Annotated in this window: 12 protein-coding genes and 1 other annotated feature; of the genes, 6 read left to right on the top strand and 6 right to left on the bottom strand. The window is 45.2% G+C overall.

Features of this window, described 5'->3' with window-relative positions; translation table 11 throughout:
- The first annotated feature begins 44 nt into the window (after nucleotides 1-44).
- Nucleotides 45-1,385 (top strand): branched-chain amino acid transport system II carrier protein, encoded by a 1,341-nt coding sequence (gene brnQ / locus CN378_RS02715; RefSeq protein WP_098350402.1) that lies wholly within the window; start codon nucleotides 45-47, stop codon nucleotides 1,383-1,385.
- A gap of 98 nt (nucleotides 1,386-1,483) precedes the next feature.
- Here the strand turns inward: brnQ and ezrA are convergent, their stop codons facing one another.
- The gene (gene ezrA, locus CN378_RS02710; protein ID WP_098350401.1) at nucleotides 1,484-3,178 is read right to left on the bottom strand and encodes a septation ring formation regulator EzrA; all 1,695 of its coding nucleotides are present in this window, start codon (nucleotides 3,176-3,178) and stop codon (nucleotides 1,484-1,486) included.
- Nucleotides 3,179-3,669: 491 nt separating this feature from the next.
- Here ezrA and hisJ point away from each other — a divergent pair, with 491 nt between their 5' ends.
- Nucleotides 3,670-4,464: a histidinol-phosphatase HisJ gene (gene hisJ / locus CN378_RS02705; RefSeq protein WP_098350400.1), complete on the top strand. Its 795-nt coding sequence runs from the start codon at nucleotides 3,670-3,672 to the stop codon at nucleotides 4,462-4,464.
- A 28-nt stretch (nucleotides 4,465-4,492) separates the two neighbouring features.
- Here the strand turns inward: hisJ and refZ are convergent, their stop codons facing one another.
- Nucleotides 4,493-5,146 (bottom strand): forespore capture DNA-binding protein RefZ, encoded by a 654-nt coding sequence (refZ, locus tag CN378_RS02700; protein ID WP_098350399.1) that lies wholly within the window; start codon nucleotides 5,144-5,146, stop codon nucleotides 4,493-4,495.
- 283 nt (nucleotides 5,147-5,429) lie between these two features.
- Here refZ and CN378_RS02695 point away from each other — a divergent pair, with 283 nt between their 5' ends.
- Together CN378_RS02695 and CN378_RS02690 are read left to right on the top strand one after the other, a co-directional pair.
- Nucleotides 5,430-5,915 (top strand): GAF domain-containing protein, encoded by a 486-nt coding sequence (locus CN378_RS02695; RefSeq protein WP_098350398.1) that lies wholly within the window; start codon nucleotides 5,430-5,432, stop codon nucleotides 5,913-5,915.
- A 195-nt stretch (nucleotides 5,916-6,110) separates the two neighbouring features.
- Nucleotides 6,111-6,752, top strand: coding sequence for a phosphatase PAP2 family protein (locus CN378_RS02690; protein WP_098350397.1), 642 nt, complete (start codon nucleotides 6,111-6,113; stop codon nucleotides 6,750-6,752).
- A gap of 56 nt (nucleotides 6,753-6,808) precedes the next feature.
- Here the strand turns inward: CN378_RS02690 and megL are convergent, their stop codons facing one another.
- From megL to CN378_RS02675, 3 genes are all read right to left on the bottom strand, one after another.
- The gene (gene megL, locus CN378_RS02685; RefSeq protein WP_098350396.1) at nucleotides 6,809-7,990 is read right to left on the bottom strand and encodes a methionine gamma-lyase; all 1,182 of its coding nucleotides are present in this window, start codon (nucleotides 7,988-7,990) and stop codon (nucleotides 6,809-6,811) included.
- Between the two features lie 179 nt (nucleotides 7,991-8,169).
- Entirely contained in the window at nucleotides 8,170-9,987 is a 1,818-nt protein-coding gene (locus tag CN378_RS02680; RefSeq protein ID WP_098350395.1) for a sensor domain-containing diguanylate cyclase, read from the bottom strand.
- A 41-nt stretch (nucleotides 9,988-10,028) separates the two neighbouring features.
- Nucleotides 10,029-10,637: a hypothetical protein gene (locus CN378_RS02675; protein ID WP_098350394.1), complete on the bottom strand. Its 609-nt coding sequence runs from the start codon at nucleotides 10,635-10,637 to the stop codon at nucleotides 10,029-10,031.
- Between the two features lie 337 nt (nucleotides 10,638-10,974).
- On the opposite strand from CN378_RS02675, the gene rpsD reads away from it, so the two are divergent.
- On the top strand, nucleotides 10,975-11,577 hold the full coding sequence (gene rpsD, locus CN378_RS02670) for a 30S ribosomal protein S4 (RefSeq protein ID WP_034765742.1): 603 nt from the start codon (nucleotides 10,975-10,977) through the stop codon (nucleotides 11,575-11,577).
- Between the two features lie 137 nt (nucleotides 11,578-11,714).
- Here rpsD and tyrS read toward each other — a convergent pair whose 3' ends face one another.
- A complete protein-coding gene (gene tyrS, locus CN378_RS02665) occupies nucleotides 11,715-12,977 on the bottom strand; it encodes a tyrosine--tRNA ligase (RefSeq protein ID WP_098350393.1) in 1,263 nt (420 codons plus the stop codon).
- Between the two features lie 54 nt (nucleotides 12,978-13,031).
- Nucleotides 13,032-13,240: a binding site (T-box leader), on the bottom strand.
- Nucleotides 13,241-13,417: 177 nt separating this feature from the next.
- Between tyrS and CN378_RS02660 the strand changes: the two genes are divergently transcribed.
- Entirely contained in the window at nucleotides 13,418-16,381 is a 2,964-nt protein-coding gene (locus CN378_RS02660) for a transglycosylase domain-containing protein (RefSeq protein ID WP_098350392.1), read from the top strand.
- Nucleotides 16,382-16,503: the final 122 nt, after the last annotated feature.

The following is a 16,503-nucleotide window of genomic DNA, read 5'->3' as shown; positions in this document are numbered from 1 at the left end:
GATAATTTCTGCTCATGATAACGATTACAGACGGAGGGGTATATATGGACAAGAAAGCGCTATCATTCAGTGGGATCTTAACGATCGGGTTAATGCTGTTCGCTCTTTTCCTTGGAGCTGGAAATATGATATTTCCGCCATTTCTTGGTCAGCAGGCGGGAGAGCATGTTTGGACCGGGATCATCGGCTTTCTTATAACGGGAGTGGGGCTTCCTTTACTGGGCGTCATCGCCATCGCTAAGTCGGGAGGCGATCTTCAGACCCTTGCAAGCCGGGTTCATCCTCTTTTCGGACTTATCTTTACCATTGTTATGTACCTGGCAATCGGACCGTTCTTCGGAATACCGCGGACCGGAACAGTCGCTTACGAAATCGGGGTCATCCCATTCCTTTCGGAAGAGACTGCGAAATACGGAATTCCTTTAGTCATTTATACCATCATCTTCTTTGGCTTGACGGCGTGGCTTGCCATGAACCCATCAAAGCTCGTGGACAGGATCGGGAAAATCTTGACACCATCCCTGATTGTCATCCTGACGATCCTGGTGGTCAAAAGCATCATCAGTCCGATGGGAGATTTCGGTACGCCGAACGAAGCGTATCAGGATGGTCCATTGTTCAAAGGATTCATTGAAGGGTATCTTACGATGGATACGATCGCAGCCCTTGTGTTCGGGATTGTGGTCATCAATTCCATCAAAGATCGCGGCATCACCGATAAATCAAGTCTGACGCGCATCACGATCATCGCAGGATTCATCGCGGCGATTGGACTCGCACTTGTGTATTTATCACTAAGCTATATCGGTGCAAGCAGTACGGATTCCATCGGTGTACAGGCAAACGGTGGTGCGATCCTTTCAGCAGCAGCGAGCCAATTATTCGGGTCGATGGGAACGATCATCCTTGGACTCGCGATTACGTTTGCATGTATTACGACGTCAGTCGGACTTGTTTCTGCATGCTCACAATTTTTCGCGAAGATCCTTCCCGTATCGTATCCGAAATTAGTGATCATCGTATCTCTGTTCAGTATGATCATCGCCAATATCGGATTGACTCAGTTGATCGCCGTATCTTTACCGGTTCTGATATTCATCTATCCATTGGCCATCGTCCTGATTCTTCTGTCGTTCATGCACAATGGATTCAACGGCTACTCCCTCGTTTATGTAGGGGCGTTGATACCAACGGGCCTTATCAGCTTGATCGATGGAATCAAAACGGCTGGTGTTGACGTAACGGCTATCAGTCAATCACTTGAATTCCTTCCCTTGTACACGCAAGGAATCGGCTGGATCGTCCCTGCCATGATCGGGGCCATCATCGGATTCGTCATTGCCGCCCTTGCAGGACAGACGAAACGGATCATCGAAGCAAGATAATGCCAAGTGCTCCGGGGGGGGACTCCCCCTCAAAGCCCATAGAAAAAGGACCGGTTCAGAGGTTTCTGAACCGGTCCTTTTCTTTATGGCATGGATGATTATCTTCCTTCTAGATCCATCATCTTCTCAATTTTCTTCAGTGCGCCCGGCTCCACCTTTTCAATGGTGGTCGCGGCTTCTTCCAACGCTTTCCGGTAATCATATTGGCGAAAGGCTTCTTCAGCTGTCTGCAGTCCGTCCCGTACGGAGCTGTATTTGCTGCGGTAGCGATTTCCGTATTGAATGATCTTCTCGGATAGGATGACATTCTCGATCAAATCTCCCGTTTTCGTATAGAAATGATCGACCGTATCTTCTGCCCCCATCAGCGTTTCCTGGATAAACTTCATGTTCAATGGTTTTTCCGTCAAGCTTGCATTCACCTGCTCGATCTTTCGGTGAACTTCATCCAGAAGATCTTTGTAATCTGCTGGTAGTCCGGGTACATTGCTTTTGGAAATCATCCGGCTTGCTTCAGAAACTTTTTTCTTCAGCTCCTGGATCTTTTCCCTTGTGGCCAATTCATCTTTACGGAGGTTCTGCAGATAGACGGAGAACTCACTCTGCTGCTGATTCAGTTCTTCCAGTCCATTTCTGATTTCCTTCAGCTCATCACTTAAGTTAGAAAAAGCCGTCGCATTCGTTTCTTCCTTGTGCATCAGCATTTCGTGACGTTTTGAGAGCTGGATGATTTTCTTTTCAATCTCGTTTGGGGTACTAAGGTCGGCATCCTGAAGATGGTAGCCTTGTTTCACGATGCTCACTTCCGATTGAATATCATCATTGTCTTCCTTTGCCTTGATCAGCCCTTCAGTCGTTTGATCTCGATACTGCTGGACAAAATGTTTGGCGTGGACTTCTTTTTCCAATAAATCGTAAAGGTTCTCCACCTTCACCTTGATTTCCTGTATGCCTTCTTCGACTTCTGCGACCTGAAGCTCTTCAAGATTCTTGTTGAAGTGAAGGAGGGTTTCCTTTAAAGAGGCCACCTCTTTATCCACATCAATATGATCAAGGGTATATCCCTGATCCTTCATCTCGATGTATCCAGCCTCAAGATCGGATAATTGGGAAGGAAGAAGGTTTTCACAATCGGTGATCAGCTTCGGTACCGTCTCCATTTTGTAGGAAACCTCTTTCATTTCCTCTGCAAGGCTAAGCACGATTTCCCGTGCATCAAGATAATTCCCCTGTTCAGTCAGTTCATTGAATTGATTGATTTGTTCAGAAAGCTTATCAAGGACATTTTCTATGTGCTTAGCGGTTTGACCGTATGTATGACGATAGGCGAGGAGCTGCTTCTTGCTGTTACGGAAGTCTTCTTGAAGTCCCAGGATTTCTTCGCGGTTCTTCTCTTCACTGCCGACCAGTTCATTTAATTCTTTCAGGATCTCTTCGATCTTCTCTTCGGTTTCAGTCAGGATATGCTGAATTTTCGACAGGATCTCTTTGGTTTTATTGAATCGGAATTTATCGGTGTACTCTTCTGCATCGAATAGTAGTTCTTCAACATCAGGAAGCTGCACCGCAACAATCTCATCCCATTTCTGTCTCCAGCCGTCAAACAATTCTTCTGTCTGACCCGTCATATTCAGTTGCTTCACCCTGGAAAGTTCGTCTGAAACCGGTTTGTTCATAATATCGATTTTCCAGGCTTCATACCGATCAATTTCAGCGTAATATTTTTTTCTAGAGATATATCCGATTAGGAATACGATTAAGATAAGTATTATTCCAGCGATGACGTATTGCATCTTAAGCCCCCTGTTCAACTATTCAGTAGACATCTATATGAATGTGAATGTTTCATTACTATTTTGTCATTGTTATAATGATACCATGTTAACGACATTTTTTGACTATTAATTTCTGATTTTTTAGTGATAAAAGTCAATTTTAGCAAATTTGAGGGGAAATGGACATGATTATTGGGTTTGGTGGCGATTGGGCAAGATTTTAATGACTTATATACAAGCAAGTGCTGGTTGATTTCCGTTCCAGGTGCTCGCTTTCCGCGGGGCTGGCGGTGAGCCTCCTCGGCTGCGCCTGCGGGGTCTCACCTGTCCAGCTATTCCCGCAGGAGTCGAGCACCTTCCACTCCAATCAACTTATTGAGTTTCAATTTTTATTTGATCGAGACTAATCATCTAAAAGCGTTTATTACCCCTCCTAAAATTTACTTGATTGCTGTTCAATTCTTTTAATAGCACAAATTATTTATTATAGAACAAGGAAGTGATACATCATGCCAAAGATCGATGGACATGTTCATAGTCCTTTTTGTCCTCATGGTAGTAGGGATTCGTTTGAGTTGTATGTGGAGAGGGCGATGGCTCTTGGTTATAGTGCTATAACGTTTACGGAGCATGCGCCGCTGCCTGAGGGGTTTGTTGATACGACGCCTGATCGGGATAGTGGGATGGATGCGGCTCTTCTTTCAGACTATTTCAGGACGATTGATATTCTTAAGGAGAAATATGAAGAGAAGATCACAATCCGCTCAGGGCTCGAGGTTGATTATATTGAGGGGTTTGAAAAAGAAACGAAGAAATTCCTCACAACATATGGACCGCGGATGGATGACAGCATTCTTTCGGTTCATTTTTTGAAGTACGGGGATCAGTGGGATTGTCTTGACTTCAGTCCGGATACGTTTCGATCCATGATCGGTTATTATGGATCGGTTGATGAGATCTATAAACGATACTATGAGACGGTACTGAAATCGATCCAAGCCGACTTGGGGCCCTATAAGCCGAAGAGAATCGGGCACATGACCCTGGTGAAAAAATTTCAGCAGCTGTATCCTGCTTCCCATGCGTTCTCCGAGGATATTTCGAGTATCCTGCAGGAAGTGGCCTCAAGGGATCTCGAACTTGATTATAACGGTGCAGGATTCGTGAAACCTCATTGTGGAGAGTCCTACCCTCCCCTGGATATCGTGAAAGAAGCCCGTGCATTAGGAATCAAGACCGTCTATGGTTCTGATGCCCATACGGCAAAAGGGCTTGATCAGGGACGGACCTTGATGGACATATAAAAGGAAAAGAACTNNAGTTCTTTTCCTTTTATATGATCAGCTCTTTCTTCATGACTTCCTTCGCTTCCGAAACGAGGAGAAGATCAATCCATTGATCGATGTTTTTATAGTACTGATCGATAAAGTAATATTCCTGGGGAAACATCTGCCATACTTCCCTTAACTGCTGGCTGTGGAGGAACGGCATGGTGAGCATCGATTTAAGCTGGATGACGAGAAAGCTGACAGGCTGTTTTTTCAAGGCATGATCCTTCATCCCCTGTTCAAATAAGCGTTTCATATAATGTCTTTCTTTCATTAAATAGGAAGAAATGATTTCACGGACCACCTGTGAATCGATGGACACTTCCCTCCAGATAAAGCGGGACAGTTGATGATTGTCACTTTGGAATTTCAATATTTTATAAACGGCCCGCTTCAGGCAGAGATCGGCACTGACATAATTCAGCGCTTCCACCTCTTCCTGGAGAAAGCGTAAATACGGTTCAAAGAAATGGGTGAAGCACGCTTCCAATACTCCCTGCTTGCCTTTAAAGTAATAGGAAATCGTAGCCGGATTCACGTTCGCCCGCTTTGCTATATCCCTGACGGATGTCCCATCAAATCCATGATCATAAAATAAGTACACAGCTGCTTTAAAAATGGACTCTTTCGTCGATTTGGAGGTATCTAGTTTTTTCATATTACCCCTTCTTTCATCTTTAATAGGCGAATGAAAAAAACAGTGGCGAGGATCAATGTATAAAAAACTTCATCAGGAAAAATTTAAATCATTGAAGGTTATGAAGAAATATGCTAAAAATGGTTCAATAGATGTTTCTATTATAGTTTGTTTACTCAAAGAATTCGTGTTTTCGTATGGATTTCCTTTAAGTATTTCTCGACAGGATTTGTTGTTACGGGAGCCTTACGGGAACATTCGGACATGAAATAACGCATATTATGTAGAATTGGGGGAGTTATTGATGTTTCAAGTAGAAAAATATCAAGGTACAAAAGAGCAGGGCTTTGGTCTTGTCACAAAACAATTGAAGGCTTTGTTAGAAGGCGAGCCGAATCCGATCGCGAATCTGAGCAACGCTTCCGCCCTCCTGAACCAATTTATGGACCGGATTAACTGGGTGGGCTTTTATTTATATGAAGAAGAAAGCAACCAACTTGTACTGGGGCCGTTCCAGGGGCTGCCGGCATGCGTGAGGATCCCTCTTGGAAGAGGGGTTTGCGGTACTTCCGCCAGTGAACAAAAGACCCTTCGCGTTGAGGATGTCCATCAATTCCCGGGACACATCGCCTGCGACGCTGCCTCCCAATCCGAAATCGTCATCCCTCTGGTGAAAGAAGGGAAACTGATCGGGGTCCTGGATATCGACAGCCCGGAAAAAGCCAGATTCGACGAAGAAGACCAGAAGTATCTCGAAATCTTTACAGAAGAGCTTGTAAAACACCTCTAAACTCAAATCACAAAACCTGCCGGCGAAGTGACTATTCCGGCAGGTTTTTTTGCGATGGAAGAAATTCGGTAACTTGTTAAAAAGTTCACGTTTCCCTGCCCGCTTTAAAGGGAAAAGAGTAACAAACACGTGAACGTAACACAGTAATATCCCATACAATATCCAGAATGAACTACAGGTAAGAAGAGGTGAAATATGAGAGCAAAGAAAAAAGACTTACCCTATTTATTATGTTTGCTGGTGATGCCGGCGTTAGGTTTTTTATATACACTATTGAATACGGATACCCGTGAAGCCGTGATCCTCTCTACAACCATCGATGGGTGGATCCCATTCGTGCCGGTGTTCATTGTGCCTTATATTTTATGGTACGCCTTTATCCTGGGATACCTTTTTTATTTTTGGTATAAAGACGTCTCTACCTTTCTTAAAACCCTTAGTATCATCGTCATCGGTGAGTTGATTTGTTTCGTTATCTACTTTTATTTCCAGACCACGGTACCACGCCCGGATGTTGCAGGGGACGGCCTGTTTGTGGACCTTGTCCGGATGATCTATAATCACGACCAGCCGTATAATGCTTTCCCGAGCATTCACGTCTTAACGACTTTCGCCATTATTCTCGGCAATTTCAATATAAAAAATAAACACTCGTTCCACTCTGTCTTTGTCCCGATCATGGGATCATTGATCATCGTATCGACCCTATTTGTAAAGCAACATTTCATTCTCGATATGATCAGCTCGATCTTTTTGACGGCGTTCATTTATGGCATCATCTTTGAGCTGTACGGTGTTGGTACGGAAAAATCAACCCAGGCTTATATGAAAGACTGATACATTCCCTGCATAAAAACAGGAAGGAACCGGCATTCCGGTCCCTTCCTGTTTTTTTATGCTCTATCCAGTGCCTGCGATAGATCACTCCAAATGTCTTCCGGGGCTTCTAGTCCCACAGAGAGCCGTAGAAGTGAATCATTGATTCCCATGCTCTTTCTCGACTCTTCAGGCACGACGGCATGAGTCATGGTAGCAGGATGCTGGATCAATGTTTCAGCATCGCCAAGACTGACAGCGATCTTGATCATGTCAAGATCATCCATGAACTTCTGCGCTTCTTCCTTTGAGCCTTTCAGGGTAAAGGAAATCATTCCGCCCGGTTTTTTCATTTGTTTCTTCATGACCCCGTGCTGAGGGTGATTCTCATGTCCAGGGTATATGACCGTTTCTACGGCGGGATGCCCGGCTAATAGATCGGCAATCTTTTCAGCACTGTCACAGTGACGGTCCATTCGCACAGCCAGTGTCTTTAACCCCCTCAGTAATAACCACGCATCGAATGGAGAAATGATGCCGCCGATATCCTTTTGTGTCGTCATCCTGATTTCGGCCATTTTCTCCTGTGTACCGACGACGAGGCCGGCAACGACATCTCCGTGCCCGCCGATGTATTTCGTTGCGCTGTGGATGACAATGTCGCATCCAAGTTCCAACGGACGTTGAAGATATGGAGAACAGAAGGTGTTATCCACTACGACAGGGATCCCCTTTTCCTTCGCAACCTTCACAACGAGCTCCAGGTCTATGAGCTGCATGGTAGGATTGATCGGGGTTTCCACATAAATGCAGCTTGTATTTTCCAAAATCTTACCACGGATCTCTTCTTCTGAATTCATAGATGAAAAGTCATGTCCGATGGCAAATTTCTCTTGAAGCAGCTCAAGGAGACCGAACGTACACCCGTATACCCCTTGAGAGCACAGGATATGATCCCCGGATTTCGTCAGTGAGAACAGGACCGCGCTGACAGCCGCCATCCCGGAACCGAAGGCAAGGGCCGCTTCCCCGCCTTCCAATGAAGCCATCCGTTCTTCCAATATGGATACTGTCGGATTTCCCAGTCTTGAATATATATATCCTTCTTCTTCACCTGCAAATCGATTTTCCCCTTGTTTCGCATTTGCAAAGGTATAAGTAGAGGTTTGGTATAAAGGGGGCGCTAAACTATCAAAATGCTGAGACGATTGATACCCCTCGTGAATCACCCTTGTTTCAAAACGTTTCTCATCTTTCATACAGTATTCCTCCCAGTATTCCCTTTAATTCTAAGTAACTACTATTCTAGAATATGATAATCGAGGTGAAAAAGAAAGCGTTTACACTAAAGCGGTAAAGGAAATGCACGGATTCTAAAACAAAAAACAGGAAGAACCAAGGATGGCTCATTCCTGTTCCGATCTTATTTTTTACTAGCTCAATCACAGTCTTTCACAACCTGGTTCTTTCCATTATTCTTGGCAAGATAGAGTGCTTCGTCTGCTTTTTTGACTAATTCTTTCACTGACTTGGGACATGTGTCATCACTTGCTGTCCATATGGATAATCCGCATGAGAGTGTGACGGAAGGGTTGGTCTTCAATGGGACGTCTTTTATGATGCGTTCCGCGATTTCCAAGCCTTTTTCACGACCGAGGGATGGCAGGTAGACGGCTAACTCTTCTCCTCCCCATCTGGCAACGAATCCATGGTGGCTGACGATTCCCTTGATGAGATTCGACACTTCTATGATGACCTCATCCCCGATTTGATGACCGTAGTTGTCGTTGATGGATTTGAAGTCGTCGATATCGATCAGGAGCAGGGTCCCCAGTTCATCCTTATTCATGGAGGATTCCATTTCATCATCGAGATAATTCCGTGCAAACAGCTTGGTCATGTGATCGGTGATGACCATATGCTCGAGCTTTTCACGAAGGGTCGCATTGGTGATGGCAAGGGTGGAATGATGGATGAACGACTGCAGGAGCTTGTACATATCAAATGAGAACATATACGGTTCCTTATGCAGCACGACACAGAATCCAATCAGGACTTCATTTTGAATCATGGGAGCGGCCATGATCGAAGGAAAGGCCGCTGCTTTTTCAAATCGATCGCTGACATCCCCTAAAAAGATCGCATCCCTTTCCTTTTCGATGCGCGTCTTGACGTATGAAATATAATTCCTGCCTGTTTCTTCAAAAAAGACTGGGGAGCTTTCTTCCAAAATGATGTATTCCCCTTTTTGAAGGAGCACGAATCCGATGGCGGATGCTTGGAAAGACCGCTTGATTTGTTTTTTCAAGAAAAGGACGGTTTCGGTCAATCGTAAATTCAAGTTCAATTGATGGGATGTTTCATTGATGAGCTGAAGATCGGTGATGAGCCTTTTCGACTGCTCATAAAGCTTGGCGTTCTCCAGGGCACTCCCCGCCGTATAGGCAAGCAGGCGGATGAACTCGATCTTCTGATCCGTAAAGGTGGCATGGGACATGGACTTCACCTCGAGGACCCCATAGATCCCCTGTTTCCCTTTTAGCGGGGCATACAGGACATCCTCTTCCCCTGATTCAATGCTTCCATTTACAAAGGCCTGCATGGCGGATTCGTTGGCACGGTCGAAGTCGAAGTTCTTTATGGGGAGTTCACCGAATTCATGCCGGTCATGTGACAACAGCAAATGGAATTCATCGACCGGGAATACCTGCTTCAGCGTCTCGATGATCTGGACGAGTAGCGTATGAACGTCCCTCGTCGAATGGAAGATCTCTGTCACTTTGAATAATTCCCTGTATCTTCTTTCGTCTTCGAGGACGGTCTGAATGCCGCCTGTATGCTGTAAAAACTGATTGCTCGCCTTCCAAAAGGAATGCAGCCAGCTTTCATCTGCCCATCCATGATCGTCCTCTTTCTTCACTAAAAGGATTGCCAAAGGACTTCCATCCTCCTTCGTGAAGTGAAACTTAACAGATGAGCGTTCTTCCTTTTCAATCAAGATGGGACGGAGGATATACTCCTCCTTGGCTTCAGCCAGTATGAGGGGAGCATCCACATTCTGATGGGGAGGATAAAGATCATACGCTGTATCATTATAAAAATATAAAAATGCCTGCTCGACCCCCAGGCAATCTTTCACAACCGTCAGCCACTTTTGCAATTGAACAGAAGGATCTGCCTCCGCTGACATTTCTTCATAGATTAAATCGAATAGCTTTGATTTGTATTCATGCAATACATATTGAATTACGTACATTTTTCTCACCCACACCTGAAAGGTTTGTGACACTATTTACATCATTGACTCCTGGCCAGTACCAATTCCTTCCCGAAGACAACCAGCCATAATGAATCGTCTTCGGATAAAGAATGAATTTCTTCCGGTTTCCCGTTTCTGTCTGAAAGATCCAGCAGGACCGGATCCTCTTCATCCCCCTTGGGAATGCTGATGAATCGGGTCTTTTCCTGAATCTGAAAGGGATGACCGCTTGTTATAATAGAAGAAGGAGCACTCTTCCTCTCCTCTAGCACCTCTAAAGAATCCGAAAATAATACCCACTTCTTCTTTTCCAATTGGGCCCAAACCCCGTTTATTTCCTTGGTGATCCCAAGTTTTTTCGCTGGATGATGCAACGACACACTATGTAATACCTTAAAGTAATATTGGTTTTCCCGTTGGATTTCATATATGACAAGGACCGGCTGTTTTTCTACTATCTTAGCCACTGCGATGACCGGGTTATGACGTTCGTCTCCCCCAGCCAACACCTGAGCATGGACGGATGGGTCCGTCTCATCGACTACTTCCGATGAGGTGGAGGTATACAGGAATCCTCCCAAAACGACCAGCAGACACAGACCAATCAATATATATCGAAGAAATTTCTCTCTCTTTGATTCTTGCAAATCTGCTCACCTAATTAACATAATTTTCTACTTCATTATATCACATCAAATGACTTATGGACTATTTTGTTTGGGTAATCATGATTGTTCTTTTGAGGAATCTTAAAATACTTCCTTGACTTCTATTCTCGCACGTCATATAATATTCTTTGTGTAAAATAATGCAGCTTCAGTGAAGTCCTTTATGTTCGTATTTTGTTCCTCTACATATTTGAGGTGTATCTTGTAACCCTCTGCTGCTAGGGCGAAGGTACATGAAAACAAAATGCACATAATTGTTTATTCACAGGTGTTTTTATTTTACAACAAAATAAAAACAATAAAGGAGGAGTCATTCATGGCTCGATATACTGGCCCAAGCTGGAAATTATCCCGTCGTCTTGGAATCTCTCTAAGCGGTACGGGTAAAGAATTAGAAAAGCGTCCTTACGCTCCAGGACAACACGGTCCTAACCAACGTAAAAAAATCTCTGAGTACGGTTTACAACTTCAAGAGAAGCAAAAACTTCGTCACATGTACGGAGTAACTGAGCGTCAATTCCGTAACCTATTTGACCAAGCTGGCAAATTACAAGGTAAACACGGTGAAAACTTCATGGCGCTACTTGAGTGCCGCCTGGATAACGTTGTTTATCGTTTAGGTCTTGCTCGTACTCGCCGTCAAGCACGTCAACTTGTTAACCACGGTCACGTTACAGTGAACGGATCTCGCGTAGACATCCCTTCATTCCGCGTTCTTCCTGGTCAAACAATCTCAGTTCGTGAAAAATCACGTAACCTTGACATCATCAAAGAAGCGATGGAAGTGAACAGCTTTGTTCCTGAATTCCTAACTTTCGATGCTGACAAATTAGAAGGTACATTCACACGCGTTCCTGAACGTTCTGAATTACCAGCTGAAATTAACGAAGCTCTTATCGTTGAGTTCTACTCTCGTTAATCTTTGTGAAAGAGACACTGTCCATTTTGTGGGCAGTGTTTTTTTGTGCTTAAAATACTGAAATTCCCATAATAAAAAGCACGGTACCCGCTCCTAATGAGAGAAACGGATACCGTGCTGATAGATTCTATATCCTATTATACGTACTGAATTCTGAAATATTTCTTCTTTCCGCGGCGGATGATCGTAAATTGTCCTTCGATCTTGTCTCCTTCGCCCATCACATGCTGGAGATCCGTGACCCGTTCGCCGTTGAGGTAGATTGCACCGTTTCCGACATCTTCACGTGCCTGACGCTTGGAAGGCGAGATTTTCGCATTGACGAGGAGATCGATCAATCCGATTTCTTCTCCTTTTGCCTGTTCGAAAGAAGGAACATCTTTGAATCCTTCCAGTATTTCAGAAGCAGATAATGACTTGATCTCACCGCTGAATAAGGCTTGAGTAATGCGGATGGCCTGATCAAGGGCTTCTTCTCCGTGGATCATCTTTGTCATTTCTTCCGCAAGCGTCTTTTGTGCTTTACGCAGATGAGGCTCGGTTTCAACAGAAGCAGCAAGCGCATCGATTTCTTCATGGGAAAGGAAGGTAAAGTATTTCAAATATTTCACAACATCCGCATCAGCCGCGTTGATCCAGAACTGGTAGAACTCGTAAGGAGACGTCTTCTTCGGATCGAGCCACACCGCTCCGCTTTCCGTTTTCCCGAATTTCGTTCCGTCCGCTTTCGTGACAAGGGGGATCGTGAAGCCGAATGCCTTCGTTTCTTCTTCATGTGTGCGTCTGATCAGTTCAAGGCCCGTCGTGATGTTCCCCCACTGGTCACTTCCACCGATCTGCAGCTTACAGTTGTAGTTGTCATATAAGTGATTGAAGTCCATCGCCTGAAGGATCGTGTATGTGAATTCCGTGAATGAAATACCCGATTCCAGACGGGACGAGATCGTATCCTTCGCCAGCATGTAATTCACACCCACATGCTTACCGAAGTCACGCAGGAATGTGACAACATCCATCGCTCCGATCCAGTCATAGTTATTCACCATCACCGCACCATTTTCTCCTTCGAAATCAAAAATGCTCTGGAGCTGCCCTTTAATGCTCTCTACATTTCCCTGAATGGCTTCAATGGTCTGCAGTTTACGCTCTTCATTTTTCCCACTCGGGTCACCGATCAATCCGGTGGCCCCCCCAACCAGGACAAGGGGACGATGCCCTTGATTCTGGAAGCGGCGAAGCGTCAGGAATGGAAGCAGATGTCCGATATGCATACTGTCCGCTGTCGGATCGATCCCGCAATAAATGGAAATGCTTTCTTTATTCAAAAGGTCCTTCAAACCTTCCGCATCCGTTTGCTGATACGTGATCCCACGCCATTCCAAGTCTTTTAATAAATCCATCCTTTTTTCCTCCTTTTGATAAACAAGCTGACGACAAAAAAGTCCCTGCATATATGCAGGGACGCTGTCGCGCGGTACCACCCAAATTAAGGAATAACATCCTTCACTCATTAGAGATAACGGCTCTCACCGTTTGCCGCTACTAATGTTCACGGCAAAAGCTCCAGGATGTAATTCATCGGCCATTTGTGTCAGTTCACAGCAACCACTGACTCTCTTTGTAACAGGGAAGGCAGACTACTTATTCCTCTCATTGCATGTATTATTGTTCAGAAATCCGATCATATGCCGGATCATCATTCATATCACTATATTAGGTTTTTACCATATTCCAAAATAATAGTCAACTAAACGCATGATAAAAGACCATTTTATTTGACTTTTTACGACAGCCTTCCTGGAATTATGCTATAATGGGAATGTTCTGGGGGGAATGATATATGAAGGAAAAATGGAACAAATTTCTCGAAAAAATAGACCCTGCAATCAGGTTCTTTTCAAATACCAGAGTTCAAAAACGAGCAAGAATTACATACGGAGTATTCTGGAACCTGTCATTGATCCTGGTCGTGATTTTCGTACTGGGATTTGCCTTTGCAGGAGGAGTCGGAGCGGGTTATTTCGCTTCACTCGTCAAGGAAGAACCGATCCGTCCTTATGACCAAATGAAAAAGGACATCTACAACTATGAAGAAACCTCACGTCTTTACTTCTCGGATGACGTCTATCTCGGGAAACTCCGGACAGACCTGGAACGGGAAGAAGTAAAGCTTGAAGATATCTCGGTAGATTTGCAAAATGCCGTCATTGCCACGGAAGATGAATATTTCAAGGATCATAACGGTGTCGTGCCAAAAGCGATCATGCGTGCCGTACTCCAGGAATTCACGAATTCATCCACTCAATCGGGCGGAAGTACACTTACTCAGCAGCTGATCAAAAACCAGATCCTCACCAATGAAGTGTCTTTTGAAAGAAAAGCGAAAGAAATCCTTCTCGCTCTTCGCCTGGAAAGATTTTTTGAAAAAGATGAAATACTGGAAGCCTATCTGAATGTAGCGACTCTTGGACGGAACTCTTCCGGTCAAAACATCGCGGGCGTCCAATCGGCTGCCAAAGGGATCTTCGGAGTGGATGCAAAGGATCTGTCCCTGCCTCAGTCAGCCTTCATCGCCGGACTTCCACAGGCTCCCTTCTCTTACACGCCATTCAAGAATAATGGGGAAATCAAAGAGAATCTTGAAGCCGGGATGAGCCGGAAAAACACGGTCCTCTACCGGATGCACCGGGAAGGCTACATCACGAAAAAGCAATATGACGATGCCGTTGCCTATGACATCACGAAGGACTTCGTTAAACCTAAGCCATCACCTAGAGAACAATATCCATGGCTCACTGCCGAACTTGAAAGCCGGGCAGTGGAAATCATGAAAAATGTGCTTGCCAAGAAAGATGGATATTCTGAACAGGATCTGAAAAATAATGACGAACTTGAAGATAAGTACCAGACGCTTGCTGACCGCAATGTCCGTCAAAGCGGGTATCAAATTCATTCGACCATCAACAAGAAGATCTATGATCAAATGCAGAAAACAAAAGATGCATATGATATGTACGGTCCTACCAAGACCGTCACGGTAACGGACCCTGATACTGGGAAAGAAGTTGAAGTAGAACAACCGGTTCAGGTCGGTGCCGTCATGATCGAGAATAAATCGGGACGGATCATCAGCTTCATCGGCGGACGTGATTTCAAATTGGAACAAATCAACCATGCCACTCAGTCACACAGATCAAACGGATCTACGATGAAGCCATTGCTCGCCTACGCACCAGCCCTGGAATACGGATACATTTCACCGGGATCACCGATTCCTGATGTTGCCGTGGATATCAATGGCTGGACCCCGGAAAACTATTCGCTTAGAGAGCGTGGGTTATATCCTGCAAGATTTGCCCTTGCAGAGTCTTTGAATCTCCCTGCTGTCAGAACGTATGCGAATATTTATAACCGGAATCCATTTAAAGAGTTCCTGCTGAAAATGGGCTTTAACTCCCTATCCAGCAGATATGACAATAACCTGTCGTTAACACTTGGAGCAACCACCGAGGGTGTGACCGTCGAGGAAAATGTGAATGCCTATACGACCTTCGCCAACGGCGGGAAATTCATAGATGCCTACATGATCGATAAGATCGTGGACAAAGATGGCACGGTCGTTTATGAACATAAATCAGAACCTGTGGATGTGTTCAGTCCGCAAACAGCTTATTTAACAATTGATATGATGAGAGATACACTGGATCATTCCCTTGGTACCGGGCGTTATGCGAAAACCTTCTTGAACTTTAATTCGGACTGGGCCGGTAAATCCGGGACGAGTCAGGACTATAAAGATCATTGGTTTGTGGCAACGAATCCAAGTATCACCTTTGGGACCTGGTTCGGCTATGACACACCTTCGTCACTGAACACTGCCGGATCCCGTGCCCGGTACGGACATTACGGATTGCGTAACATCCGCTTATGGTCTTATCTGTTGAATGATGTCAGAGATCTGGCTCCCGAGCTGATCGACCCTGATGCATCGTTCCAACAGCCGGAAGGGATTGTCAGAAGATCTTTCTGTTCCATCTCCGGACTGCTTCCATCTGAGGCATGCAGCCAGGCGGGACTTGTAAAAAGTGACTTATTCAATGCCAAATACGTACCAACCAAAACGGATGACAGCTTACTCATGAGCCGATACGTGATGGTAAACGGAAAGAAATACCTCGCATTACCGAATACACCGGCAGAATTTTCACAGCCGGGTGTCATCTTGAACCCTGACTTTGTGAAAAATATCTTCGGGGCTGTACCTGGAAATCCGGATAAGCTCATTCCGGATGGTGACGAACGTTTCAAGAATGTCCTCATCGCGGAAAACAAGATTTCCGATGACGGAGCAGCTCCTGGAACCGTCAATGCGAGCGGAAGCGGGAACACCATTACCTGGACCCCTTCAGCAAGCGGCGACGTAGTCGGATACCGCGTATACAGCACGTCAGGCGGCAAGGTCGGAAGCGTCAAGTCCGGGTCAAGTTTAGCAGTATCCGTTGGAAACGGTGATTTCTATGTGGTTGCCGTCGATGTTGCCGGCAAAGAATCTGCCCGTTCCAACACTGTGCAAATCGGAAAGCCGGAACCGAAACCTGCTGAGCCTAAAGCTGAAAAACCGGCTACGGATCCGAAACCGCCAGGTGACAAACCGGCCGATCCTCCGCCAAAACCGGATAAACCGGACAAACCGGAGCCACCGCCGCCAGAGGATGATGGCGGCGGCACTGGAGGCGGAGACGGGGGAGGTGTCGGTGGAACCGAACCACCTACAGAACCGGATCCACCACCAGCGCAGAACTGATGATTGATTGGAAAGAGGGAAACGTCGTTGTGACGTCTCCCTCTTTTTTAGAAGTCTTATCCTTAATGGAGTAACCAGTTATAGTGAAAATAAGCGGAGTTTTTCCGGTTAAGACTGCAGAA

It is taken from the genome of Bacillus sp. AFS015802, from assembly GCF_002561455.1.
In the GTDB taxonomy this organism is placed as follows: domain Bacteria; phylum Bacillota; class Bacilli; order Bacillales; family Bacillaceae_B; genus Rossellomorea.
Note: the sequence above shows the minus strand (reverse complement) of the source record. Positions and strands in the feature narration are given on the sequence as shown.